Below are 22,282 nucleotides of genomic sequence, written 5' to 3'. Positions count from 1 at the left end.
CACCACCAATGCAAGCACGAGCCATCCACGCACCATCCATGCCATGGATTCGGCGCATCCACAGGATTGATTTCCGTGATTCGCCGATCGCGGCCAGAGTAGACCGCATCCCAGCAGGAGGACATCTCATGGCAACACTCGTGCAACCTGCCGGCCCGTTCGCGCTCGGCACGTTCTCGACTCCGGACGGAGAGCCGTTCCCCGGCCTCTTGGCGAACGACCGGGTACTCGATCTGACCAGAGCCCTGGACTGGGCGCCGTCCGACGTGCGTGCCGTGCTGGAGCGGTGGGAGGAGATCCTCCCCGTCCTGCACTCCCTTGCGGGCGACGACACCCTCGACTGGCGGCCACTGGAGGGCCTGCGGGTGCACGCCCCCCTGGAGCCCCGCCAGATCTTCCAGTCCGGCGCCAACTACCGGCAGCACGTGATCGACCTCGAGGTCGCCCACCGCTCCCCCGACGACCCGCGCACCGTGGACGAGGCGCGCGCGGAGATCGCCGCGGTCATGGACCGCCGGGCCGCCGAGGACCTGCCGTACGTGTTCATCGGCCTGCCCAGCACCATCGCCGGCCCGTACGACGACGTCGTACTCCCCGCATGGGCCGAAAAACCGGACTGGGAGCTGGAGCTGGCGGCTGTCATCGCCAAGCCGGCCCACCGGGTGTCCGTCAAGGAGGCTCTGGAGTACGTCGCCGGGTACACGATCGCCAACGATCTCACCGACCGCGCCACCGTCTTCCGACGGGACATGCCGGCCATCGGCACCGACTGGCTGCGCTGCAAGAACGCCCCCGGCTTCACCCCGCTCGGCCCGTGGCTCGTCCCGGCCGGGTCGATCGCGGACCCCGGCGACCTGCGGGTCACCCTCAAGCTGAACGGCGAGACCATGCAGGACGAGTCCACCAAGGACATGCTCTTCGGCGTGGCACGGCTGGTGTCGTACGCCTCGCAGACGGCTCAACTCCTCCCCGGCGACCTGGTGTTGACCGGCAGCCCGGCCGGCAACGGCATCCATTGGGGACGGCTGCTGCGCGACGGTGACGTCATGGAGGGGTCCATCACCGGTCTGGGCGTGCAGCGCACCCGTTGTGTGGCGGAGACGTCGGCATGAGCCTGGACCGCCACGACCCGGAGGGCACGATCGTCGAGGCCGCCAAGGCGTACTCCAACTGGGGGCGTTGGGGCGAGGACGACGTGCTCGGCACTCTCAACTTCCTCGACGAGGCCAAGCGCCGCGAGGGAGCCGCACTGGTCCGCCGGGGCGTCAGCTTCTCGCTCTCGCAGCGGTTCGACATGAACGGCCCGCAGAAGGGCTGGCGTCGGCGGACGAACCCCGTGCACACCATGCTCGACACCGGCACCGACGCCGCCCTGGGCAACCAGGGCTTCCCGCACGGCATCGGCGGCGCCGACGACGTGATCGCGATGCCGTTGCAGTGCTCCACCCAGTGGGACGGGCTCGGCCACATCTTCGACCACGGCAAGGCGTGGAACGGACGGGCGGCCGAGAAGGTCGTCACCTCCGACGGCGACCTCATCACCGGCATCGAGCACATGGCGCCGTACGTCGCCGGGCGCGGGGTGCTCCTCGACGTCGGCCAAGTCATCGGCACCGAGGGCGAGTTGCCCGACGGGTTCGCGATCACCGAGGAGCACCTGACAGCGACCGCCGAGGCGCACGGGGTGACCCTCGGCCGCGGCGACATCGTCCTCGTCCGCACCGGCCACCTCGCCCGCGCCCGGCGCGACGGCTGGGGCGACTACGCGGGCGGGCCCGCGCCGGGGCTGTCGTTCACCACCGCCGGCTGGCTGCACGGCACCGAGATCGCCGCGATCGCCACCGACACCTGGGGTTTCGAGGTGCGGCCCAACGAGTTCGAGAACGCCTTCCAGCCGCTGCACCAGGTCGTCATCCCCAACGTGGGCCTGCTGATCGGCGAGATGTGGGACCTCGACACCCTCGCCGCCGACTGCACGGCCGACGGCGTATACGAGTTCTGGCTCACCGCCGCACCGCTGCCCATCACCGGCGCCGTCGGCTCCCCGGTCAACCCCATCGCCGTCAAGTAACCCGCTCAGCCGCCGGATGCGCCCTTCCTCGGACAGCAGCGGCGCATCCGGCCCGTACCTCGCAGCACCCCTGGCCCGCACTCCCAGCGGGCGAGCCGCACCCCGTCCCCACCCCTGGCCCGCACTCCCAGCGGGCGAGCCGCACCCCCGCCGCCCGAAGTCGCGCGGCCCAACCTCGGGAGGTATCCCCGACATGGCTGACAACCCCACCAGCCCCACCCTCCCCCAGCCTCAGGCCGGGGGGACCCCCATCGTCCTCGTCGTCGGCGGAGGCACCTCCGGAAACGCCCTGACCGTCCTGCTGCGCCGGGCCGGCCTCGCCGTCGACCTCGTCGAGGCCAGCCCCGACTGGAAGGCCTCCGCAGGCTCCGGCATCACCCTCCAGGGCAACGCCCTGCGCGTGCTGCGCGAGGTCGGAGTCCTCGACGGCATCGAGAAGGACGGTTACGCCGCCGAGGGCGTCGCCGTCCTCGCCCCCGACGGCACCGTGCTGCACGCCCACGAGGAACTCCGTACCGGCGGCGACGACCTGCCCGCACACATAGGTATGCAGCGGCCCAGGCTCCAGCAGCTCCTCATCGACGAGGTGCGCGCCTCGGGCGCCGACGTCCGACTCGGCACCACGGCCACCGCGTTCGAGCAGGACGGCGAGGGCGTGGACGTCACCTTCTCGGACGGCACGAGCCGCCGCTACGGCCTGGTGGTCGGCGCCGACGGGCTGCACTCCGCCACCCGCGAGATGATCGGCATCACCGACAAGCCCGAACCCACCGGCATGGGCATCTGGCGCGCCCCCGCGCCCCGCCCGGCCGGGGTCCGCCGCACCGAGATGATCTACGGCGGCCGATGTTTCATCGCCGGGTACTGCCCGACCAGCGAGGACACGGTCTACACGTACCTCGTCGAAAGGGCCCGCGACCGGGCCACGCTGAACCCGGACGCGTACGCCGACGAGATGCGGGCGCTCAGCGAGAGCTACGGCGGCGCGTGGGAGGAGCTGCGCTCCGCGTTCACCGACCCGAAGGTCGTCAACTACACCTGGTTCGACCGGCACTTGGTGGAGGGCCCGTGGCACCGCGGCCGCATCGTGCTGGTCGGGGACGCCGCCCACGCCTGCCCGCCCACCTTCGCCCAGGGCGCCGCGATGTCCCTGGAGGACGTCCTGGTCCTCGCCGAACTGCTGACCGGCCGGGACGACTGGGACGCCGAGTCCCTCGACCGGCTCCTCTCCGACTACCACGCCCGACGGCTGCCCCGCGTGCGCATGGTCGTCGACGCCTCCGTGCAGCTCGGCCAGTGGCTGCTCGACGGGGTGCGCGACGCGGATGTGCCCGGGCTGATGGGCCGTACCCTGAGCGCGCTGAAGGAACTTCCGTGACCGACCCCCAGTCGCTTCCGACGATCGACGTCCACGCCCACCTCCTGCTCCCGGAGGTCGAGGAGGCCGTCGCCGGTCACCCCGGCCTCGCCAAGGCCCAGGGCCTGGATACCCGCCGCAACGGCCCGGCAGCCCTGACCGTGAACGGTCCGATGGTCGGCGCGCGCGTGCCGAAGCTCACGGATGCCGCCGTGCGCCTGGCGGCCATGGACGCGCAGGCCGTGGACATCCAGCTGGTCAGCCCGTCCCCGTCGCACTACCACTACTGGGCCAAGCCGCAACTGGCCGTGCAGATCTGCCGGTTGGCGAACGAGGGCACCGCCGCACACTGCGCCAAGGCCCCCGACCGGCTGCACGGCCTGGGCCTGGTCCCGCTCCAGCATCCCGGCCTCGCGGTCGAGTTGCTCGACCACGCGCTGGACCAGGGGCTGAAGGGCGTGGAGATCTCCTCGCACGCACCCGGCCACGAGCTGTCGGATCCCGCGTACGAACCTCTCTGGTCCCGGGCGGAGGAGACGGGCGCCTTGGTCTTCCTGCACCCGTTCGGCTGCACGCTCGACGAGCGCCTGGACCAGTGGTACCTGTCCAACACCGTCGGCCAGCCCACCGAGAACGCGGTCGCGCTCTCCCACCTGATCTTCTCCGGCGTCCTGGACCGCCATCCGGGCCTGAAGCTGATCGCGGCGCACGGCGGCGGCTACCTGCCCACCCACATCGGCCGGTCCGACCACGCCTGGCGGGTCCGCCCCGACGCCCAGAGCTGCTCACGCGAGCCGAGCAGCTATCTGAGGCAGCTGTACTTCGACTCCCTCGTCCACGACCCCCACGTACTGCGGGAGTTGATCCGCGCCGCAGGCCCGGAACGGGTGCTGCTCGGCTCCGACTTCCCCTTCGACATGGGCACGGACGACCCGCTGGGCACCCTGCGCGCAGCGGACCTGCCCGACCACGACTTCCACTCCGTCCGCGGCGGAAACGCCGCTGCCCTGCTCAACCTCGCCTGAGGAGGACCCCCATGAGCAATCGCCTGCTCACTCACTTGCGGCACGTGGACCTCGCCGTGCCCGACTACGACAAGCAGCTCGACTTCTACGCCGGCGTCTGGGGCCTGACCCAGGTCGCCGAGGACTCCGGCATCTCCTTCCTGGCCGCCGAGGGCAGCCCCGAGCAGTACGTTGTACGGCTGCGCAAGGCCGACGAGAAGCGCCTCGACCTGGTCTCCTACGGTGCCGCGAGCGCGGCGGACGTGGACACTCTGGCCGAGCAACTGCTCGCCGGTGGTGTCCAGTTGATCTCCCAGCCGGGCAAGGTCGACACCCCCGGCGGCGGCTACGGCTTCCGCTTCTTCGACGTCGACGGCCGCACCATCGAGGTCTCCGCCGACGTCGAGGTCAGGCAGCACCGCAGGATCGAGGAGAAGGAGTCGATCCCGGTCAAGCTGTCGCACGTCGTCCTCAACTCGCCGGACCTCGACAAGACCCGCGAGTGGTACGAGCGCCACCTCGGCTTCCGCCACTCCGACACGCTCAGCTCACCCCACGTCGGTGACGTCATGCACTTCATGCGGATCAGCAACCAGCATCACTCCATGGCCATCGCCAAGGGCCCGCACACCTCGCTGCACCACGTCTCCTTCGAGATGCGCGGCCTGGACGAGTACATGCGCGGCTCCGGCCGCGTGATGCGGGCCGGCTTCCAGAAGGTCTGGGGCCCGGGCCGGCACATGGCGGGCGACAACACCTTCACCTACTTCCTCGACCCGCACGGCAACACCGTCGAGTACACGACGGAGCTGGAGCTGCTGGACGAGGACACCTGGCACCCCCACGTCTACGACTTCTCCCAGCCCGAGGTCACCGACCAGTGGGGCACCGCGAACCCCATGAACGAACTGGTCGCCAAGGAGTCCTTCAACGACCCCGACCACGGCTGCTTCGTGGCCCCGCCGGTCTGACCTGCCAGGCCCCCCGTTCGCCGGGGGCGCGGCAGCCCTGTCATGCCCTGACTCCCCCGCGTCCCCGGTCTCGTTCAACCCGCCCTCCCGCCGACAGGACCCCTCCCATGCGTTTCGCCACATACGAGTACCGCAACCGACGCCGAGTGGCCGTCGTCGAAGCGGACGGCACGCTCTACCCCCTGCCCGGCGTCAGCTCACTGACCGGCCTGCTTGCCGAGGGGGGCGGCCTGCCCGAGCTGCTCGACGCGGGCTCCGCGATGCTCGACGTCCCGGCCGGTCCCCACGTCTCCGACGTACGACTGCTGCCGCCGCTCCAGCCGCCCACCGTGCGGGACTTCGTCACCTTCGAGGAACACGTCGAGGGCGTACGGCGGTCCGTGGACGGGGCAGCCGGTGTGCCCGAGCAGTGGTACGCGGCGCCGACGTTCTACTTCACCAACCCGTACGCGGTGTACGGCCCTCACGACGACGTCCCCGTGCCGCCGGGGTCGAGCGTGCTCGACTTCGAGCTGGAGGTCGCCGCGGTGATCGGCAGGGAGGGCCGCGACCTCACCCCCGAGCAGGCCCGCTACCACATCGTCGGCTACACCGTCCTCAACGACTGGTCCGCCCGCGACCTGCAGTCCGCCGAGATGAGGGTGGGCCTGGGCCCATGCAAGGGCAAGGACACCGCCACCACCCTGGGCCCCTACCTCGTCACCGCCGACGAACTGGAGAAGTACCGCGACAAGGACGGCTTCCTGCGGCTGGCGCTGACCGCCGAGATCAACGGCGAGGTGGTCGGCAAGGACCTGCTGTCCAACATGAGCTGGACCTTCGAGGAGATGGTCGCCTACGCCTCGCGCGGGACCTGGGTGCGCCCTGGCGACGTCCTCGGCTCGGGCACCTGCGGCAACGGCGGCTGCCTCGCCGAGCTGTGGGGCATACGAGGCCGGCAGGACCCGGCACCGTTGAAGCCCGGCGACACGGTCACGCTCACCGTGGAGGGCATCGGCTCCGTCTCCAACACCGTGGTGACCGGCTCGGATCCGGTGCCGGTCGCGGCCGCCCGGCGTCGCTCCCGGGAGCGGCCGTGACCAGCGACCTCCGTCCCAAGCGGCTGCTCGGCAAGGTCGTCGTGGTGACGGGCGCGGCTGGCGGCCAGGGTGCCGCGGAGGCCGAGGCACTGGCCCGCGAGGGTGCCCGGGTCATCGCCACCGACGTGGCGGAGGCACCCGGCTGCCGCCGCCTCGACGTCACCAGTGAGAAGGACTGGAGGGAACTCGCCGCCGAACTGCGCGAGGCATACGGGCAGGTGCACGGCCTGGTCAACAACGCGGGCGTCACCTGGCGTGCCCGCATCGACGACGTACGCCCCGAGGACATGGCCCGGGTCCACGCGGTCAACGTGACCGGTCCGCTTCTGGGCATCCAGCACCTGGTGCCGCTGATGCGCGCGGGGGCGTCGATCGTGAACGTCGGGTCGTCGGCGGCGTTGACCGCCCATTACCCCGTCGCGTACACGGCCAGCAAGTGGGCGCTGCGCGGGCTGTCGAGGACCGCCGCCATGGAACTGGGGCACCGCGGCATCCGCGTGAACACCATCCACCCCGGCTTCGTCGAGACCGACATGACCGCCTCCGCCGCGCCCGCGTTCCGCGAGGCGAACCTCCGCGAGACACCGCTCGGCCGCACCGGGACCGTCGAAGACATCACCCCGCTCGTGGTGTTCCTGTTGTCCGACGACGCGTCCTTCATCACCGGAGCGGAGATCCCGGTCGACGGCGGCCTCACCGCGCACGGCGGCGCCAAGTCGATCTCGGACGCCCTGCGCGCAGACGCCTGAGCAGCAGCAACGCACGACAGAAAGGCCCTCTCACCCATGGACAAGGTCCGCGCGAGCGCCGCGGAGGCGATCGCCGACATCCCCGACGGCGCGTCGCTGGCCGTCGGCGGCTTCGGTCTCAGCGGCATCCCCGACGTACTCATCCAGGCCCTCCACGCCCAGGGCGCCACCGGCCTGGAGGTCGTGTCGAACAACTGCGGTGTGGACGGGCGCGGACTGGGAGTCCTGCTGGCTGACGGCCGGATCGCCCGCGTCACGGGCAGCTACGTGGGCGAGAACAAGGAGTTCGCCCGCCAGTACCTGTCGGGCGAACTGGAGGTGGAGCTGGTGCCGCAGGGCACGCTGGCCGAACGGCTGCGCGCCGGCGGAGCGGGCATCCCCGCCTTCTACACCCCCGCGGGGGTGGGCACACAGGTCGCCCGCGGCGGACTGCCCTGGCGCTACGCGGCCGACGGCACGGTCGCCCTGGCCTCCCCGCCCAAGGAGACCCGCGACTTCGCCGACCGCACGTACGTCCTGGAACACGGGATCACCACCGACTTCGCCCTCGTGCGGGCCTGGCGCGGCGACCATCACGGGAACCTGGTCTTCCGCAAGTCGGCCGCCAACTTCAACCCGCTGGCGGCGATGGCCGGTCGCATCACCGTCGCCGAGGTCGAAGAACTCGTGGAACCAGGCGAGTTGAGCCCCGACGAGGTGCACCTGCCGGGCGTCTTCGTGCAACGAGTGGTGGAGCTGACGACTGCTCAGGCCGCCGAAAAGCAGATAGAGAAGAGGACCGTACGCGCATGAGTACGCCCACCGGCTGGACCCGCGACCAGATGGCCGCCCGCGCCGCCGCCGAACTCACCGACGGCTCCTACGTCAATCTCGGCATCGGCCTGCCCACCCGCATCCCCGGCCATCTCCCGCCGGGCGTTCAGGTGGTCCTGCACTCGGAGAACGGCATCATGGGCACCGGCCCGTACCCGTACGAGGGCGAGGTCGACCCGGATCTCATCAACGCGGGCAAGGAGACGGTCACCGTCCTGCCCGGCGCCTCCTTCTTCGACTCCGCCCTGTCGTTCGGCATGATCCGGGGCGGCCACATCGACACCGCCGTGCTCGGCGCCATGCAGGTGTCCGCCGCCGGCGACCTGGCCAACTGGATGATCCCCGGCAAGATGGTCAAGGGCATGGGCGGCGCGATGGACCTCGTTCACGGCGCCCGCCGGGTCGTCGTCCTGATGGAGCACACTGCCAAGGACGGCAGCCCGAAGATCGTCAAGGAGTGCACCCTCCCGCTCACCGGCGAACGGTGCGTCCACCGCGTCATCACCGACCTCGGCGTCCTCGACGTCACGCCCGAGGGCCTCGCCCTCGTGGAATGCGCGCCGGGTATGACCGCCGAGGACATCGCCGACCGCACCGACGCGCCTCTGATCCGGAGGCATTGAGCCGTGCACGCGTCGGGCGGGCAGGGACCGTGATCTCTGCCCGCCCGACGTTTTCCGTCTGTTGTCAGCGTCCCTACGACAGGGGCATGACCTTGCGGTACGTGAACACCGCGGCCGCCGCGACCACCACGTGCATCAGGAGCAGCGCCCCGACGCCGGTCGCACCGCCGTCACCGAAGAGCAGGAAGTCGGGAACGAAGGACACCACGACGAGGGTCGGCACCAGCCACCGCACCAGCGCCTCGGGGTCCTTCGACATCTTGCGCACCATGGCCCAGCCGACGGCACCCGCCACCACCCCGACCGCCGTCAGGAAGATGTACGAGGACGCCTTCAGCGGCCGGAAGTCGTCGGGCGCGCCCGCGGCCAGGGCGAGAAGGGCGAGCACCGCTTCAGCCACGGAGGCCACCACGATCGCGGCGAGCACACCTCCCGCCACAGCGAGCGGACCACGGCGGACGGCGACTGCGTCAGAGGCAACAGACATGGCAACTCCAGGGAGGCGACTACGGGAAGAGCTCCACAAGGGAACGTTTGAAGCGTCAAACGACAGTCTGGCCGAATCCGTTTGAAACTTCAAGCGTGAACCCGAACCGGCCGCAGTCGCCGGGCCCCACCGACGGCCTGATCGAGGCCCACTTTCGATGGTGGGGACCAGGCGCGGGGCAAACTTGTGGTTCTCCAGGCTCCCCGGCGCGGCCCATGCCAACTTCGCAGTCAAGCCCTCCGACGCCTCGGCTATCCCCTACCTCGCCCTCGCCCCTGCCCTCGTGATCGCGTCGCGGCAACGACCACATCCGGGGCGCACTTGGGACTACGGTTTCCCATTCACGAGATCTGGACCAACCGTGATTCGGACACCGTCATCGCCCGGCTCGAATCCGACCACGTCATGACCGGCGGCGCCCAGAAGTACCGGAACACCTACATCTGCGTTCAAGTTCGACACCGACGGCAAGATCGCGAGTACAGGGAATACCTGGACCCCATCGTCACCGGTCTCACGTACCGCCTGGTCGAAGTCCGCTACACAGCTGCGTGAGCTACTGGGTAGGCATCCCTTTGTGCCGCGCAGAGCAGCGTTGTCCCAACGTCAGCCGAGGGCCTCGGTGATGGCGGCGAGCCACCGGTTCACAGAGCCGAGGCTGATCAAGCCGCTGCCCGCACCTGCGAGTTCACCGGCAGCCGGGGACAGGCGGATATGCAGCCGATCCAGCACCGCCCGGTCGCCGAGTTCCAGCGCGACTGCGGCTTGCACACAGCACAGCGCCTCGTAGAGAAGGTCCGCGGGCGGCTCCGGCACGGCGCGCAGCATGTCCAGAGCGTCGGTGCGCCTGCCGGTGCGCAACAGGACGTAGGGCTCGGCCCAAGGGCGGTAGGGGCCCCAGTCCGCGTCCGGGTCGACGTGCTCGGCTGCCTCCCGTGCGGACGTTGTTCCGTCGGCCAGGCGCAGGCACAGCCGGGTGAGAGGCAGCAGACCGTGCTCGACACCGGGCATGCCGGCGCCCGGCAGCCGTGCCGCAGCAGTCTCGTATGCGGCCTCGGCCCGTGGGCTCCGCCCGGAGGCGGCCAGCCGCAGCGCGCCGTACCACTGGGTGAAGACACTCACCAGCGGCCGCTCGTGGCGCTCGGCCAGACGATCCGCTGCGGCGGCGTGCTCGTCCGCCGCCGGAAAGTCGCCGAGCGCGCTGCGCGCCTGCATCCGGATCAGGTGGCCGAGCACCTCGCAGTTCGCCAGACCGTGCCGGGCGGCCAGCTCGACCAGCTCCGCGCCGATCGCGTCCCGCCGCGCCGCGAGACCGGCCCGGGTGCAGGACTGCATGAACGTCCCGTTGAGGGCGAACGCCAGCAGCGTGGGATCGTCCAGGCGGCGGGCGATCTTCTCCGCCTCGCGTGCGGCCCCCGGACCGCGCGGGGAGCGGGTGCCGCGCATCTCCAGTGCGACCGTGGCCAGCAAGCGGCAGCGCACCGCCTCGTGCGAGCCGCCGCCCGGCAGTGCGGCCAGGGTGCGCTCGGCGGCCGCGACGATGTGCCGCGCCTGCTCGGGGTCGTCGTTGCGGGTCCAGATCGCGGGAACGTCGTAGGCACCGATCACCCGGGCGGTCAGGTCCGGGTCACCGAACTCCTCAGCCGCGGTGATGGCCGCCAGGCGGTGCTCCTGCGCCGCCCGCAGCCCGCCGCCTCCGGTCACCGCGAGGTTGCGGACCAGTTCGATCGTCGACTCCAGCCGGGCCCGGGCGCCCGCCGCGACCGTACGGTCGTAATCCGTGGCCACCCGCGTCCAGAGCCGGGCCGCCGCGGTCGACGGTTCGGCCGGGAGGCCGAGGCGTGGATCCTGGGTGAGGATGTCCGTCTCCAGACGGCGCAGCTCGGGCCCGGGGTCCACGCCCAGCTGCTCGGCCAGCATGCTCCGGGCTCGGCGCAGCACGGCGAGCGCGTCCGCCTGGCGGCCCGTGCGGTAGAGCGCAAGGGCCAACAGCCGCCAGGCATCCTCACGCCAGGGATGCTCGGCCAGGTGGGCATCGAGGTCGGGCACGGCCTCGGCCGCCAGCCCCAAGTCCAGCCGGGCCCAGGCCTGTTGTTCCACCGCCCGCAGCCGCAGCTCGGCCAGGCGGGAACGCTCGCCGCGGGCCCAGTCCTCGTGGGTGAACTCGGCGTAGGCCGGGCCGCGCCACAACTCCACTGCCCCCTTGAGCTGTTCCAGTGCCTGCGCGGGCGACAGCTTCGCGGCGGCCACGACGGCCGCCTCGAACCGCCAGGCGTCCACCGTGTCCGGCACCGCCCGCAGCGCGTACCCGGGGCCTTCCGTCACCAGCAGACGGGCCGGGGCCCGGACCGGCCGGTCCGGCTCCAGGACCCGGCGCAGTGCGGCGACAAAGGTCTGTACGGCCCCCACGGCGCCCGCCCCGGGCTCGTCCCACAGGTCCTCCACGAGAACGGCGACCGGGACCACGCGTCGACGCGCCGTGATGAGCCGGGCCAGCACCGCGCGGTGCCGCGGGCCCTTCAACGCCAGAGCGTCACCGGCGCCGTCCCAGGCCACCACCGGCCCGAGCACACCGAAGATGATCGGTCCCATCCTCACCTCCCCGCGCCCGCCGCGCCCGCCTCGCCCGCCTCGCCCGCCTCGCCCGCCACAGTACGTGCTGATCGGATGCTGATTCGCCCGCGGGAGGCTCACTCGTGTCCGCCCACCGGCAGGCGCCTACCGCCCCGACGAAAGCAGCACACCATGACACCGACCATTCCCGGCTTCGACCACCAGCGCATCCAGGTCGCCGACGGCGTCGCCCTCCACACCGCCGTCGGCGGCTCGGGCAGCCCGATCGTGCTCCTGCACGGATTCCCGCAGACCCACCTGATGTGGCGGCACGTCGCCGCCGACCTCGCGGCGGACCACACCGTGATCTGCCCCGACCTGCGCGGCTACGGAGCCAGCGACAAGCCCGCCGACACCGACCGGGCCACGTATGCCAAGCGCACCATGGCCGCCGACATCGTCGCCCTGGCCCGCGCACTCGGCCACGAGCGGTTCGCGCTGGCCGGGCACGACCGCGGTGCCCTGGTCGCCTTCCGCACCGGACTCGACCACCCCGCCGCCATCACCCACCTGGCCTGCCTGGACGTCCTCCCGACCCTGGACATGTGGGAGGTGATGCGCGGCACGAGCGCCGCCATCGGGTTCCACCTCTACCTGATGGCCCAGCCGCCGGGCCTGCCCGAGCAGCTGATCGCGGCCGCCCCGGACGTCTTCTTCGGCCATTTCCTCGACCTGTGGGCACACCACCCCACAGCCATTCCCGCCCACATCCGCGCCGCTTACCTGGACGCCTGCCGAGAGGCGGTGCCGTCGATCGTGGCCGACTACCGCGCCTCCGCCGGCATCGACGTCGAGCACGACCAGGCCGACAGGGACGCGGGCAACCTCCTGGACATGCCGGTGACCGTGCTCCAGCAGGACTGGGGCGCCGCCCTCGGCTTCGACGCCCAGGCCCTCTGGTCCGCCTGGGCACCGGAGTTGGCTCACACCACCGTCAACTGCGGTCACTTCATGGCCGAGGAAGCCCCCGAGCGGGTCATCGCGGAACTCCGGAAGCTCCTGGCGCGCTGAACTCACCGGCCTGCCGCGGGATTGGCATGGACCTGCTCATGATCACCGGCTAAGCTCTGCCGCGCATGGAGTGAGAGCGCTCTCAAAGTTCTGCTGTTCCACCCCCACCCTGCTGGAACAACGAAGGGGCACTCCCTTGAGACGCACAACAGTCATGCGCACCGCACTGTCCGCACTCCTCCTGGTCGGCACCTGGGCAACCGCGAGCGCCCTGCCGGCCTCCGCCGCGGACACGCGCGCACGCTCCACCGAAGCACCGGCCTCCACCCAGCTCCTCACCGCGATGCAGCACGATCTGGGCCTGACCAGGAGTCAGGCCGAGGCACGCCTGGCCGCCGAGAAGACCGCAACGGCCGTGGAAGGGAAAGCGAAGCGGGCGGCCGGGTCGTCGTACAGCGGCTCCTGGTTCGACGCGGGCAGCGGCAAGCTGACCGTCGCGGTCACCCGTGGCGCGAACGTCGATGCCATACGCGCGACCGGTGCGACCGTACGCCTCGTCAAGCACAGCGCGAAGCGGCTCGACGCGGCGAAGGCGCGCATCGACGCGCTGTCCGCGCCCGCCGGCGTGAGCAGTTGGTACGTCGACCCCAAGGCCAACAAGGTCGTCGTGAACATTGTCACCGCGCACCGGCCTGACAACGATGTCCAGACCTTCCTGGCACGAGCGCGCAAGGCGGGCCCCGTCACGGTGCGGCAGACCACCCACGCACCGCGGACCTTCGCCGCCGGGACCGTGGGCGGCGACCCGTACTACACCGGCAACGTCCGCTGCTCCATCGGCTTCTCGGTGTACGGCGGCTTCGTCACCGCCGGGCACTGCGGCCGGCCCAGTGCCGCGGTGTACGGCTGGGACCACTCGTACATCGGCAACTTCCAGGGGTCGTCGTTCCCGGACAACGACTACGCCTGGGTGAACGTCGGCAGCGGCTGGTGGACCGTACCGGTGGTGCTCGGCTGGGGCACCGTCTCCGACCAGCTCGTCCGTGGCTCCGCCGAAGCCCCGATCGGTGCGTCCATCTGTCGCTCCGGTTCCACCTCGCACTGGCACTGCGGCGCCGTCCTGGCCAAGAACGAGACGGTCAACTACAGCCAGGGCGCCGTCCACCAGATGACGAAGACGAGCGTCTGCGCCGAGCCGGGTGACTCCGGCGGTTCCTTCATCAGCGGCGATCAGGCACAGGGCGTCACCTCAGGCGGCTGGGGCAACTGCAGCTCCGGCGGCGAGACGTGGTATCAGCCCGTCAACGAAATCCTCAACCGGTACGGACTGACGCTGCACACGGCCTGACCCTCCACCCAGGTGCACGACACGCAAGGGCCGCGGATTCACCGGCCGTTCACCGAAGCTGGCGTCAACGTCGGTTCGTGTCGTGCACCAACGGCCTACGCTCGGCGGCGCCTTGGCGGCCGGACGCAGACGTATCGTCCGGCCGCTTCCGGGCACGACTGTCCGTTCCTACGGAAGGTTCCGCGACATGGTCGATATGGTCGACATGGTCCTCAGATCCACGGCCGTCGTACGACGGTTGAGCGTGAGAGCCGCCGCTCTCACGCTCACCACCGCACTCCTCGCAGCACTGCCCGCCCCCGGCGCGTCCGCTGCCGACCCGTCCGGTGCGGTGGCCGACCCCACCGCGTACGTCGATCCCCTCATCGGCACGACGAACGGGGGCAACACCTACCCCGGTGCCACCCTCCCGTACGGCATGATCGCCTGGTCCCCGACCAGCACCACCGGCGACCAGACCAGCACCGGCGCCGCGAACGGCTACGAGTACAACGTGCGCCGGATGCGCGGTCTGAGCCTCACCCATGTCAACGGCGCCGGCTGCAACCCGGGAGCCGCGGGCGACGTACCGATCATGCCGTTCGTCGGAGACGTCACGTCGTCGCCCTCGGCCGACACCAAGGACGCCGTGTACGCCGCCGGCTTCTCGCACGACGACGAGCGGGCCGTGCCGGGCCGCTACACCGTCGGGCTCGACTCCGGTGCCCGCGCCGATCTCGCCGTGACCCGGCGCGCGGGCGTCGCCGACTTCACCTTCCCGGCGGACAAGCCCGCCAGCCTGCTCTTCCGTGTCTCCAACTCCCTCAACGGCAGCGAGGACGCGCACATCGAGATCGACCGGGCCCACCGCAAAGTGACCGGATGGGTGCTGACCGGTGCGTTCTGCGGACGTCGCGCCAACGGCGGGACCAACAACCGCAAGAGCTACTACCGGCTCTACTTCAGCGCCTCCTTCGACCGCGCCTTCTCCACCACGGGTACGTGGCAGGACAGCACCCTCTCCCCCGGCTCCGCCTCGGGCGGGGGCGGTGAGGGATACGCCACCGGCGCGGACCGCGCGGGACGCGGCTCCGGCGGCTGGGTCGGCTTCGACACACGGTCTGACAACGATGTCCGCATGCGGCTCGGCATCTCCTACGTGAGCCTCGCCGGCGCGGAGGCCAACCTGCGTCACGAGATCGCCCCGGACTCGAGTGTCGACGACGTCGCCGCGGCCGCCACCGTCGCCTGGGACCGCGAACTGCGCTCCGTCCGCATCGACGGCGGTACGGACGCGCAGCGCACCACGTTCTACACGGCGCTCTACCACGCGCTGATGCAGCCCAACCTGGTCAGCGACACCGACGGCCGCTACCCAGGGATGGACGGCGAGCCGCATCGCCTGGCACGCGGGCAGGGGGCGCAGTACAGCAACTTCTCGGGCTGGGACCAGTACCGGGCCCAGGTGCAGCTGCTCGCCCTGCTGAAGCCCCGTATCGCAGGAGACTTCGCCCAGTCCCTGTACAACTTCGCGCAGCAGAACGGCGGCGTCTGGGACCGCTGGGTGCACATCAACGGGGCGACGCATGTCATGACCGGCGACCCCTCGGCCGCCACCCTGGCGACCTTCTACGCGATGGGCGTCCGCACCTTCGACTACCGGGGCGCCTTCGATTCCCTGGCCCGCCAGGCCACCGTACCGAACCCGGACGGACTGTCGGACGCCGGCTGTCCCGGTCAGTGCACCGGTCAACGGCCCAATCTGGCACAGTACTTGACCTCGCATTACGCCGCGCAGGACGTGTGCCACTGCTGGGGCGGTGCCGCAGAGACCCTCGAGGACTCGGTCGCGGATGCGGCACTCGGCCGCTGGGCGAAGCTCCTGGGCCGTGACGAGCAGGCCGCCGAGTTCACCGAGCGCGGCGGCTGGTGGCGCAACGTCTTCAACCCCCAGGCCACCGACGGCGCGGGCACCACCGGCTACATCCAGGCCCGCGACCTCGACGGCTCCTGGCTCTCCCCCTTCAGCCCCGGCAGCGAGCGCGGTTTCGCCCAGGGGACGAGTGCGACGTACACGTGGATGGTCCCGCAAGACGTCCAGGGCCTGGCCGAGGCGATGGGCGGCCGCGAGAGGGCGGCGCAGCGGCTCGACGGCTTCTTCCACAAGCCCGACGGCTCCTGGTCCGTCAAGGGCGGCGACGCGCTGCGCTACGACCCGACCAACGAGCCGGGCATCCACGCCCCTTGGCTCTACAACGCGCTCGGCCAGCCCTGGAAGACACAGGCAACCGTCCGCCAAATCCTCAACACCGTCTACGGCACCGGACCCGCCGGCCTGCCCGGCAACGACGACCTCGGCACGATGTCCGCCTGGTACGTCTTCTCCGCGCTCGGCCTGTATCCGCAGAGCCCGGGCAGCGCCTCGATGCTGCTCGGCACCCCGCTGTTCCCGCACGCCGTCGTCGACCGACCCGGCCGCGCCGACATCGTCATCGACGCACCCGACGCCGACGCCGACCACCCGTACGTGGGCGCCGTCCAGCTCAACGGCCGTCCACACGACCGCTCTTGGACCGACCCGGGCCTGCTCCGGAACGGCGGCACGCTCACCTACCGCCTCACGTCCCAGCCGAACACCAGCTGGGCGACCTCGCCCTCCGACCTGCCCGACTGACGCGGCACGTTTGGGCAATGCCCTGGTTCCTTCCGCGTCCCGCGAGGGGAGCCAGGGCGTTTCGCGCGCACGACGCGGTTGTGCTGTAAGGCACATGACAATCAGTCAGAGCGTCGGGGATGTCAACGAACGCCCGTGGGTGAATGGACAGGCCCGTGGCCGCGTACATCCGCGACACCGAGGGATTCGAGCCGCTTGGCACCGAGGATCAGCATCAGGTAGCGCCGGACGTGTGCCTCGTACTTGTCGTACGTGCTGAGCTTCGTCCCGCCATGCTTCCATATTCCGCAGGCAGCGGATTTACGCTGGTCACCCAGCCGCGGCGCTGAGGGCCGGCCCGGTGATGGACAGGTCGCCGCTGAACTGGGCGACCTGTGAAACGGTCACGTTCTCGAAGGTGACTGTGCGGGTGGGAACAGCGGGGTGGGAGAGCCACGGGGGCAGCGCGTCGGGTGTGACGGTGACGCTGCGGTCCGCCGGGAGCGGAGCGCCGCCCAGTCCGACGAGCGTGCCGGACAGCTTCTGGGTGTACAGCGTCACCACGTCCTTGCCCTTGACCGTGGATGTGGTCGCGGGCTTGGCCCGCAGACGCATCGCCGCGCGGCCGCGGCCCGCCGTCAGGTCGAGGTCGCCGAAGTCCATCGACCGTGCGGTGAACTTCAGCACCCGCTCGGACCCGGCCGCGGTCCGGACGGTGACCACGCCGCGGAAGGCACTGCCGTGGAGCACGAGTCTGTCGGCGCGCAGCACCCAGGGGACGTTCGCCGGGCGGGCAGGCAGCTGGTCGACCGGCGTGCCGGCACCTGCTGGTGCCTTGGAGGTGCGGATGCCGCCAGGCGCGAGCAACGCCTTCGAGACCGCTGGTGTGGCGAGCTGTAGGACCAAGGACAGGGCGGCCACTGCCAGCGCGCAGGCGAGGGGCCGCAGCAGCTGGCCGGCCAAGCGGCTCTTCGCCACACTGCGCAGATGGCAGGGCTCGGACTCCGGCCCGCTTGCCGCACAACCGGTCAGGTCGTCACTTGCCACCGTGGTCCTCACCCGCGGGGATGGTCGTTGATGCACGGTTCGCTGCGGGCTGCGACTCGGCGACGACCGTCGGAGGAACCCAGGCGCAGGCGAGGGATCCGCCGATCAGGCCGGACATCATCCCGATGAAGAGGCCCCCGAGATTGGCGACGGGAAACGAGACGAGGGCAAGCAGAATGACCGTGATCCCTGCGAACACGCGCACCTGCTGGTGGACCCAGAGGGAGATGCCCAGGGCCAAGAGTAGAACCCCGATGATCAGCGACCCCGCGCCGGCGGAGGTCGACAGTGCCAGTGGGATGGCGCCGAAGTTCAAGTGCGCGTACGGAAAGTAGATGATGGGCAAGCCTGCCGCGAAGGTGAACAGTCCGGCCCAGAAGGGACGTTCGTCCCGCCAGGTCCTGAATCCCCGTCGGGCGTCGGCGGCAGCGACACGCAAGTTCCGGCATCTGTCGAACAGTTCGAAGGACACGTGGGCTTTCCATGATGTGCGGCGGGCGGGAGTGTGCGGCGAGCGGGCGCGAAAGGTGCGTGCTCCGTGCCGATAGGTCAGAAGCACTCGTGGTGGCCTTGCTTGAGCCGCACATCGAGGTCCGGAACGTTGAACGTGGCGGCCGAGACTGCGACCGTGGTGAAGCGCACGTCGCTCAGGGAGGCCGAATCCGCCTGCTGAGCAAAGCCGTTGGGATCGAAGAACCGGGAGCTCCTGTCCCCCGGACTGATCGGGCCCTTGCTGACCGCTCCCGTCGCCACACCGATGTCGAGGTCGTCGAAATTCGCCTGTTCGCTCGACAAGGATGTCGCGTCGAGGAACAAGTTCTTCGCCTCGACCCGGCTCCGTTCGCCGCCGGTGATCCTCAGCGTGTACGAGCCCAGGACCGGGATCGGGACCACCACGGACTGGCACAGTCCGCTGATCTCCGCACGGCTGGCCCCGGTGACCACGACCGGCACGAGGGTGCCCTTCCTCGTCACGTCCACTGTGCCGTAAAGGCTCAGACCACGGACGTCCAGAGTGTCCAGGGCCACCTGGAACTTCTGGCCGGAGATCAAGAACGACGCGGCCAGTGCTCCTTGCCCCATGCCGATACCGAGGGCCGCGGCGGCCATGACACTCGGGACGAGAACGGCGGCAAAGCGCTTCCAAGAGGTCCTGCTGGCGCGGTGCAGCATCCCGTCTCCTCCGGTCATGAGGTGGGCCCGCCGATGGCAGACAGGGGTAGGCGACGTCCCTCTCTCTAGTGGCGGATCCTAGGCTTCCCGGTGCGGCAGCCGACGGCATGTCAGGTCGGCCAGATGGGTGATGCAGTTTCCGTTGCGGCATCCGGATGACACGCGGTGCAGTGACACGGTCGATGTCTGCGATCTGCCGACAATCACCGATTGGACGCACGTCAGGTTTCTGCGGCGGATGCCGTGCCGCTTCGACCCCGCACTGCGGGGTCGCAATCCCTCGCTGGGACGGTGATACGTCGGGTCCCACCTCGCTCCTGAGTCATCAGGTCAGCAGCGGGGAGGGGGAAGGAACTGGCGAGTAGACCCACGAGGTCCAGCGGGCCTGCGTCTTTCGGCAAGTACCGGTTGCCTGGCCAGGTCTACGGCGGTAGGGACGGCGGACACCGGTGACGTGCGCCAGGACGGTGGGCAGCCTGGCCAGCGCAAGTTGTGCAGCGTGCCGCCGCCGTGCCACATCGTGCGGTCGGTCACGGACGTACATGGCCGAGCAGTTGACCCACCTCTGGGTTGGGATCGACGCCGGCAAAACTCATCACTGGCTCGCCGCGGTCGACGACACCGAAGCCTGACAGCACCGACAGTCAGCAGAGCCTTGACTCGGCCATTAAGACTCCACCGACCTCAGCTGTCAGTGGCAGTCGAAGCGCCAGTCCCACGGGAGGCCGGGGCACTGGCGGCAATGGAAGAAGTAGACGCCGCCGCAGTCGCCCAACTGTATGTCGCCGGTGATGGTCAGAAGGTGTTCCATGCGGTGTCCGCTCTCGCAGTTCGGCCAGTCGGCAGGCTGCGTCCAGGCGGGCCAGCCGCCGACCTTCGTCCCGATGATGTTGGAGTCGGGTGGCCACATGGAGCCGCCCGTCGGCAACCGGAGACGAGGTTCCCAGGTCTCCCACATGTCCTTGGGTAGATCAAGCCACCTCGGACAGTCCTCCGCGGTATTCGGGGACAACGTGGACGGTTCCGGCATGTGGTCCTCGTCGTACTCCCCCTCGCTCACCCCGGGGATCTCGGACAGCAGCCCGCCAGCCACGACCTCCGCCTCGTTGCGCCAGTACAGCTGCGGCATAACCGGCCCGGGATCCTGCTCATGTATCAGCGCGCACCACACCAGCTGTAGCAGATCCTTCCCCTCCGGGAACTCCAACCCCGGCACATCCCGGGCGAACAGCTGGAGGATCGGCACCATCGGCACCGCGCCCGGGACAATCTCGGTGCGGTTGCGCCAGTCGGACCCGTACGTCCAGTGGTCTTCCTGCGCGCAGTACGGCCACGGCTCGTCCGCGGGCCACAGCAGCTCGCCTCCCAGCGAGCTCTCCCGCACGTCAGGGTCGCCGGGCTCCGGGTTGAGGAGGGTGGTTTCCCGGGCAAGGCTCGCGTACTCCGGTATCAGGGTGCGCAGATCCTTCGCGGGCGGCTCGGGTGTGTCTCCGGGCATCGTGGCTCCTCAAGCGTACAAAGATCGACGGGACGCTGCGGGCACGTTAGTACGTGCCACCGACAACCCCATACAGCAACGGCCGCCTCATCACACCCCCTAGATCTTGCCGCACGGAACTCGCAACATAACCGCGGCGCTCAGGGCCGTCTGTGGGCCGTGAAAGGGTGCTCAACGTAGACCAATGCTGACAAGCGTCGACGGTTCGATCTCAGGTCAGCACACGAGAGGATTGCAATGCCCGACGCCAACGCGACCGCTGGTCACTTCTTCGGCTACTGAGCCCCGCGGAGGGGGTTGTGGCTGGCGTGCCCGTTCCATGCCCGGTCCGGCGGGATCTTCCGGAGACTCACGGGGACGGCGGCGACAGTCGCTCTCCGGACCAGGTCAGAAACTTGGCAGGTCAGCCGCAGTCTGCATACGGCGTCTTCCAAACTGGTGCTCCAGGATCCAAGCGCGGCGGCGCTTGACTGGGTCATTGGAACTCCCGGCCAAAGTCGCTACGCCGACCGCTCTGTACAGTGCGCGGCGAGGGGACGCCATGAACTGGTCGGCCGAGTCCAGCTGGTGCCTGCCGGCACGCCGGTCGGAGGAAACCTCAGCAGGGCCCGCGCGCTGCCAGTGGTGGTGTTGCCGACCGACAGCCGCCAGTTGTCGTCGTAGTTCGACGCCCCCACCTGTCCGTCACGGCAAGACCCTCCTGTCCGCTCACCGGCCGTTCAGACAGGCTCGAAGAACGGCTCGGGCACGGAGTCGGCCACGGAATAGGGCCAGAATCTGGGATCGGTGAGGATCCGGTAGAGGAACTCCGTGGCGGTCATCTCGTAACGGTCCCAGTCCTCGGCGTCCTCCATCTTGGCGAGGACCGGCCATGCGTCCACCGCGCCGTCCGTGACCTGCCAGAAGAACATGTCGGCCGCACGCGAGGTTCCCCAGGGGATCAGCCCTCCCGTCGTCCCGGGCACATGGATCGGGTAGGGCGCGAACGGCCCGTCCGAGGGGTCGTCGCCCTCCAGCAGAACGCGCCACATCCTCAGCAGATCCGCCACGCGGGTCTCATCAGAGCACAGCACCGACACCACCTGCGAGAACTCGCCGACACCGAACGCCTGGCACAACTGCTTGTAGTCACTGGGCAGTTCGGTCCCCAGCGCCGCTTCGATCTCCGCCCAGGGCTGCGCGGCGTCCCGCGCGTCCCAACCTGTGACACGGAGAAGAGAGTCCACCCAGGAAGTTCCCTCCGGCAGTGCATCTGGCGACGGTGCAGCCCGCTCCGCCACGAGCACCACCAGCTGTTCGCCGTCACCGGCACGGACCGCACCGCAGCCGATCCACCGACTGCCGGACGCCCACCCGCGCATCTCGACCAGTTCCCCAGCGAAGGGAGCAAGGAGCGGCAGCCCGGTCCGCTCGGTCACCGTCGGATCGACGTAGCCGCCCATGGCGAGGTTGCGCGGCCGCCCGTACCAACGGCTGAACTCCTTGAGGAGAGTGGATAGGTTGATTGCGCCGGAAGCCGTCATGCACACGTGCCCCGCCGGGTGCCCAGACTGGCTGCACACCAACTCCTGCCCGCCCGGCCGGAGCAAGGAGGTAACAGCCGCGAGCAGTTCCTGTTCGTCCATGGCCAGAGAGTGAAACACATGCCACAGACAACGACCCGGGACCGCGACCCAGCTGACATCCACGACTGACATCAACGAGGACAAGGGCGCCGGACACAAACGTCCTTCCTCAAAGTCGAGAAGGCTCGCCAGAGCCCGCCGAGCAGGGCCGGGCCGCACTGCGGATGGAACTCCTAAAGCGGGTGTCGCAGGTTCGAATCCTGCCGGGGGCACAACGCATTACGCCGCTGACCTGGGGTTT

General features: G+C 70.0%; 19 protein-coding genes. 12 read left to right on the top strand and 7 right to left on the bottom strand.

Features of this window, described 5'->3' with window-relative positions:
- The first annotated feature begins 128 nt into the window (after positions 1-128).
- From ACFY0T_RS39030 to ACFY0T_RS38990, 9 genes are all read left to right on the top strand, one after another.
- On the top strand, positions 129-1,112 hold the full coding sequence (locus ACFY0T_RS39030; RefSeq protein WP_388882102.1) for a fumarylacetoacetate hydrolase family protein: 984 nt from the start codon (positions 129-131) through the stop codon (positions 1,110-1,112).
- Positions 1,109-2,071 (top strand): cyclase family protein, encoded by a 963-nt coding sequence (locus tag ACFY0T_RS39025; RefSeq protein WP_388882099.1) that lies wholly within the window; start codon positions 1,109-1,111, stop codon positions 2,069-2,071. Before ACFY0T_RS39030 ends, ACFY0T_RS39025 begins: the two co-directional genes overlap by 4 nt.
- Before the next feature lie 193 nt (positions 2,072-2,264).
- A complete protein-coding gene (locus tag ACFY0T_RS39020) occupies positions 2,265-3,449 on the top strand; it encodes an FAD-dependent oxidoreductase (protein ID WP_388882096.1) in 1,185 nt (394 codons plus the stop codon).
- Positions 3,446-4,453 (top strand): amidohydrolase family protein, encoded by a 1,008-nt coding sequence (locus tag ACFY0T_RS39015; RefSeq protein ID WP_388882093.1) that lies wholly within the window; start codon positions 3,446-3,448, stop codon positions 4,451-4,453. Before ACFY0T_RS39020 ends, ACFY0T_RS39015 begins: the two co-directional genes overlap by 4 nt.
- An 11-nt stretch (positions 4,454-4,464) precedes the next feature.
- On the top strand, positions 4,465-5,403 hold the full coding sequence (locus ACFY0T_RS39010) for a VOC family protein (RefSeq protein WP_388882090.1): 939 nt from the start codon (positions 4,465-4,467) through the stop codon (positions 5,401-5,403).
- A gap of 107 nt (positions 5,404-5,510) precedes the next feature.
- Positions 5,511-6,482, top strand: a complete 972-nt coding sequence (locus tag ACFY0T_RS39005) for a fumarylacetoacetate hydrolase family protein (protein ID WP_388882087.1) — start codon at positions 5,511-5,513, stop codon at positions 6,480-6,482.
- Positions 6,479-7,231, top strand: coding sequence for an SDR family oxidoreductase (locus ACFY0T_RS39000; protein ID WP_388882084.1), 753 nt, complete (start codon positions 6,479-6,481; stop codon positions 7,229-7,231). The genes ACFY0T_RS39005 and ACFY0T_RS39000 overlap by 4 nt, the downstream gene beginning before the upstream one ends.
- A gap of 36 nt (positions 7,232-7,267) precedes the next feature.
- Complete coding sequence (locus tag ACFY0T_RS38995) at positions 7,268-8,023, top strand: CoA transferase subunit A (protein WP_388882081.1); 756 nt, start codon at positions 7,268-7,270, stop codon at positions 8,021-8,023.
- Positions 8,020-8,667 (top strand): CoA transferase subunit B, encoded by a 648-nt coding sequence (locus tag ACFY0T_RS38990; protein WP_388882079.1) that lies wholly within the window; start codon positions 8,020-8,022, stop codon positions 8,665-8,667. The genes ACFY0T_RS38995 and ACFY0T_RS38990 overlap by 4 nt, the downstream gene beginning before the upstream one ends.
- Before the next feature lie 73 nt (positions 8,668-8,740).
- Here ACFY0T_RS38990 and ACFY0T_RS38985 read toward each other — a convergent pair whose 3' ends face one another.
- A complete protein-coding gene (locus ACFY0T_RS38985) occupies positions 8,741-9,154 on the bottom strand; it encodes a DUF6069 family protein (RefSeq protein ID WP_388882076.1) in 414 nt (137 codons plus the stop codon).
- 606 nt (positions 9,155-9,760) lie between these two features.
- A complete protein-coding gene (locus tag ACFY0T_RS38980; protein ID WP_388882074.1) occupies positions 9,761-11,746 on the bottom strand; it encodes a BTAD domain-containing putative transcriptional regulator in 1,986 nt (661 codons plus the stop codon).
- 153 nt (positions 11,747-11,899) lie between these two features.
- On the opposite strand from ACFY0T_RS38980, the gene ACFY0T_RS38975 reads away from it, so the two are divergent.
- The 3 genes from ACFY0T_RS38975 (at position 11,900) to ACFY0T_RS38965 (ending at position 16,719) form a co-directional block, all read left to right on the top strand.
- Positions 11,900-12,778 carry an alpha/beta fold hydrolase gene (locus ACFY0T_RS38975; protein ID WP_388882071.1) on the top strand — a complete coding sequence of 293 codons (879 nt, stop codon included), beginning with the start codon at positions 11,900-11,902 and terminating at the stop codon, positions 12,776-12,778.
- Positions 12,779-12,932: 154 nt separating this feature from the next.
- Positions 12,933-14,066, top strand: a complete 1,134-nt coding sequence (locus ACFY0T_RS38970; RefSeq protein WP_388882212.1) for a S1 family peptidase — start codon at positions 12,933-12,935, stop codon at positions 14,064-14,066.
- A gap of 187 nt (positions 14,067-14,253) precedes the next feature.
- A complete protein-coding gene (locus ACFY0T_RS38965) occupies positions 14,254-16,719 on the top strand; it encodes a GH92 family glycosyl hydrolase (RefSeq protein ID WP_388882068.1) in 2,466 nt (821 codons plus the stop codon).
- A 309-nt stretch (positions 16,720-17,028) separates the two neighbouring features.
- On the opposite strand, the gene ACFY0T_RS38960 is transcribed toward ACFY0T_RS38965, so the two are convergent.
- The 5 genes from ACFY0T_RS38960 to ACFY0T_RS38940 all read right to left on the bottom strand — a co-directional run bounded on the left by ACFY0T_RS38960 (position 17,029) and on the right by ACFY0T_RS38940 (position 22,041).
- On the bottom strand, positions 17,029-17,745 hold the full coding sequence (locus ACFY0T_RS38960; protein ID WP_388882065.1) for a hypothetical protein: 717 nt from the start codon (positions 17,743-17,745) through the stop codon (positions 17,029-17,031).
- Positions 17,735-18,217 carry a DUF6114 domain-containing protein gene (locus ACFY0T_RS38955; RefSeq protein ID WP_388882063.1) on the bottom strand — a complete coding sequence of 161 codons (483 nt, stop codon included), beginning with the start codon at positions 18,215-18,217 and terminating at the stop codon, positions 17,735-17,737. The genes ACFY0T_RS38960 and ACFY0T_RS38955 overlap by 11 nt, the downstream gene beginning before the upstream one ends.
- 77 nt (positions 18,218-18,294) lie before the next feature.
- Entirely contained in the window at positions 18,295-18,918 is a 624-nt protein-coding gene (locus ACFY0T_RS38950; RefSeq protein ID WP_388882060.1) for a DUF6230 family protein, read from the bottom strand.
- A 691-nt stretch (positions 18,919-19,609) separates the two neighbouring features.
- Positions 19,610-20,416: a hypothetical protein gene (locus ACFY0T_RS38945; protein WP_388882057.1), complete on the bottom strand. Its 807-nt coding sequence runs from the start codon at positions 20,414-20,416 to the stop codon at positions 19,610-19,612.
- 719 nt (positions 20,417-21,135) lie between these two features.
- Positions 21,136-22,041 (bottom strand): SMI1/KNR4 family protein, encoded by a 906-nt coding sequence (locus ACFY0T_RS38940; protein ID WP_388882054.1) that lies wholly within the window; start codon positions 22,039-22,041, stop codon positions 21,136-21,138.
- Between the last annotated feature and the right edge of the window lie 241 nt (positions 22,042-22,282).

The sequence above is a fragment of the Streptomyces sp. NPDC001530 genome (assembly GCF_042894545.1).
GTDB lineage: Bacteria > Actinomycetota > Actinomycetes > Streptomycetales > Streptomycetaceae > Streptomyces.
Note: the sequence above shows the minus strand (reverse complement) of the source record. Positions and strands in the feature narration are given on the sequence as shown.

Bases quoted from the DNA above. Each gene is read 5' to 3' on its own strand.
- ACFY0T_RS39030 (WP_388882102.1), top strand. From the start codon at position 129: ATGGCAACACTCGTGCAACCTGCCGGCCCGTTCGCGCTCGGCACGTTC.
- ACFY0T_RS39025 (WP_388882099.1), top strand. From the start codon at position 1,109: ATGAGCCTGGACCGCCACGACCCGGAGGGCACGATCGTCGAGGCCGCC.
- ACFY0T_RS39020 (WP_388882096.1), top strand. From the start codon at position 2,265: ATGGCTGACAACCCCACCAGCCCCACCCTCCCCCAGCCTCAGGCCGGG.
- ACFY0T_RS39010 (WP_388882090.1), top strand. From the start codon at position 4,465: ATGAGCAATCGCCTGCTCACTCACTTGCGGCACGTGGACCTCGCCGTG.
- ACFY0T_RS39005 (WP_388882087.1), top strand. From the start codon at position 5,511: ATGCGTTTCGCCACATACGAGTACCGCAACCGACGCCGAGTGGCCGTC.
- ACFY0T_RS38995 (WP_388882081.1), top strand. From the start codon at position 7,268: ATGGACAAGGTCCGCGCGAGCGCCGCGGAGGCGATCGCCGACATCCCC.
- ACFY0T_RS38990 (WP_388882079.1), top strand. From the start codon at position 8,020: ATGAGTACGCCCACCGGCTGGACCCGCGACCAGATGGCCGCCCGCGCC.
- ACFY0T_RS38985 (WP_388882076.1), bottom strand. From the start codon at position 9,154: ATGTCTGTTGCCTCTGACGCAGTCGCCGTCCGCCGTGGTCCGCTCGCT.
- ACFY0T_RS38980 (WP_388882074.1), bottom strand. From the start codon at position 11,746: ATGGGACCGATCATCTTCGGTGTGCTCGGGCCGGTGGTGGCCTGGGAC.
- ACFY0T_RS38975 (WP_388882071.1), top strand. From the start codon at position 11,900: ATGACACCGACCATTCCCGGCTTCGACCACCAGCGCATCCAGGTCGCC.
- ACFY0T_RS38970 (WP_388882212.1), top strand. From the start codon at position 12,933: ATGCGCACCGCACTGTCCGCACTCCTCCTGGTCGGCACCTGGGCAACC.
- ACFY0T_RS38965 (WP_388882068.1), top strand. From the start codon at position 14,254: ATGGTCGATATGGTCGACATGGTCCTCAGATCCACGGCCGTCGTACGA.
- ACFY0T_RS38950 (WP_388882060.1), bottom strand. From the start codon at position 18,918: ATGCTGCACCGCGCCAGCAGGACCTCTTGGAAGCGCTTTGCCGCCGTT.
- ACFY0T_RS38945 (WP_388882057.1), bottom strand. From the start codon at position 20,416: ATGCCCGGAGACACACCCGAGCCGCCCGCGAAGGATCTGCGCACCCTG.
- ACFY0T_RS38940 (WP_388882054.1), bottom strand. From the start codon at position 22,041: ATGGACGAACAGGAACTGCTCGCGGCTGTTACCTCCTTGCTCCGGCCG.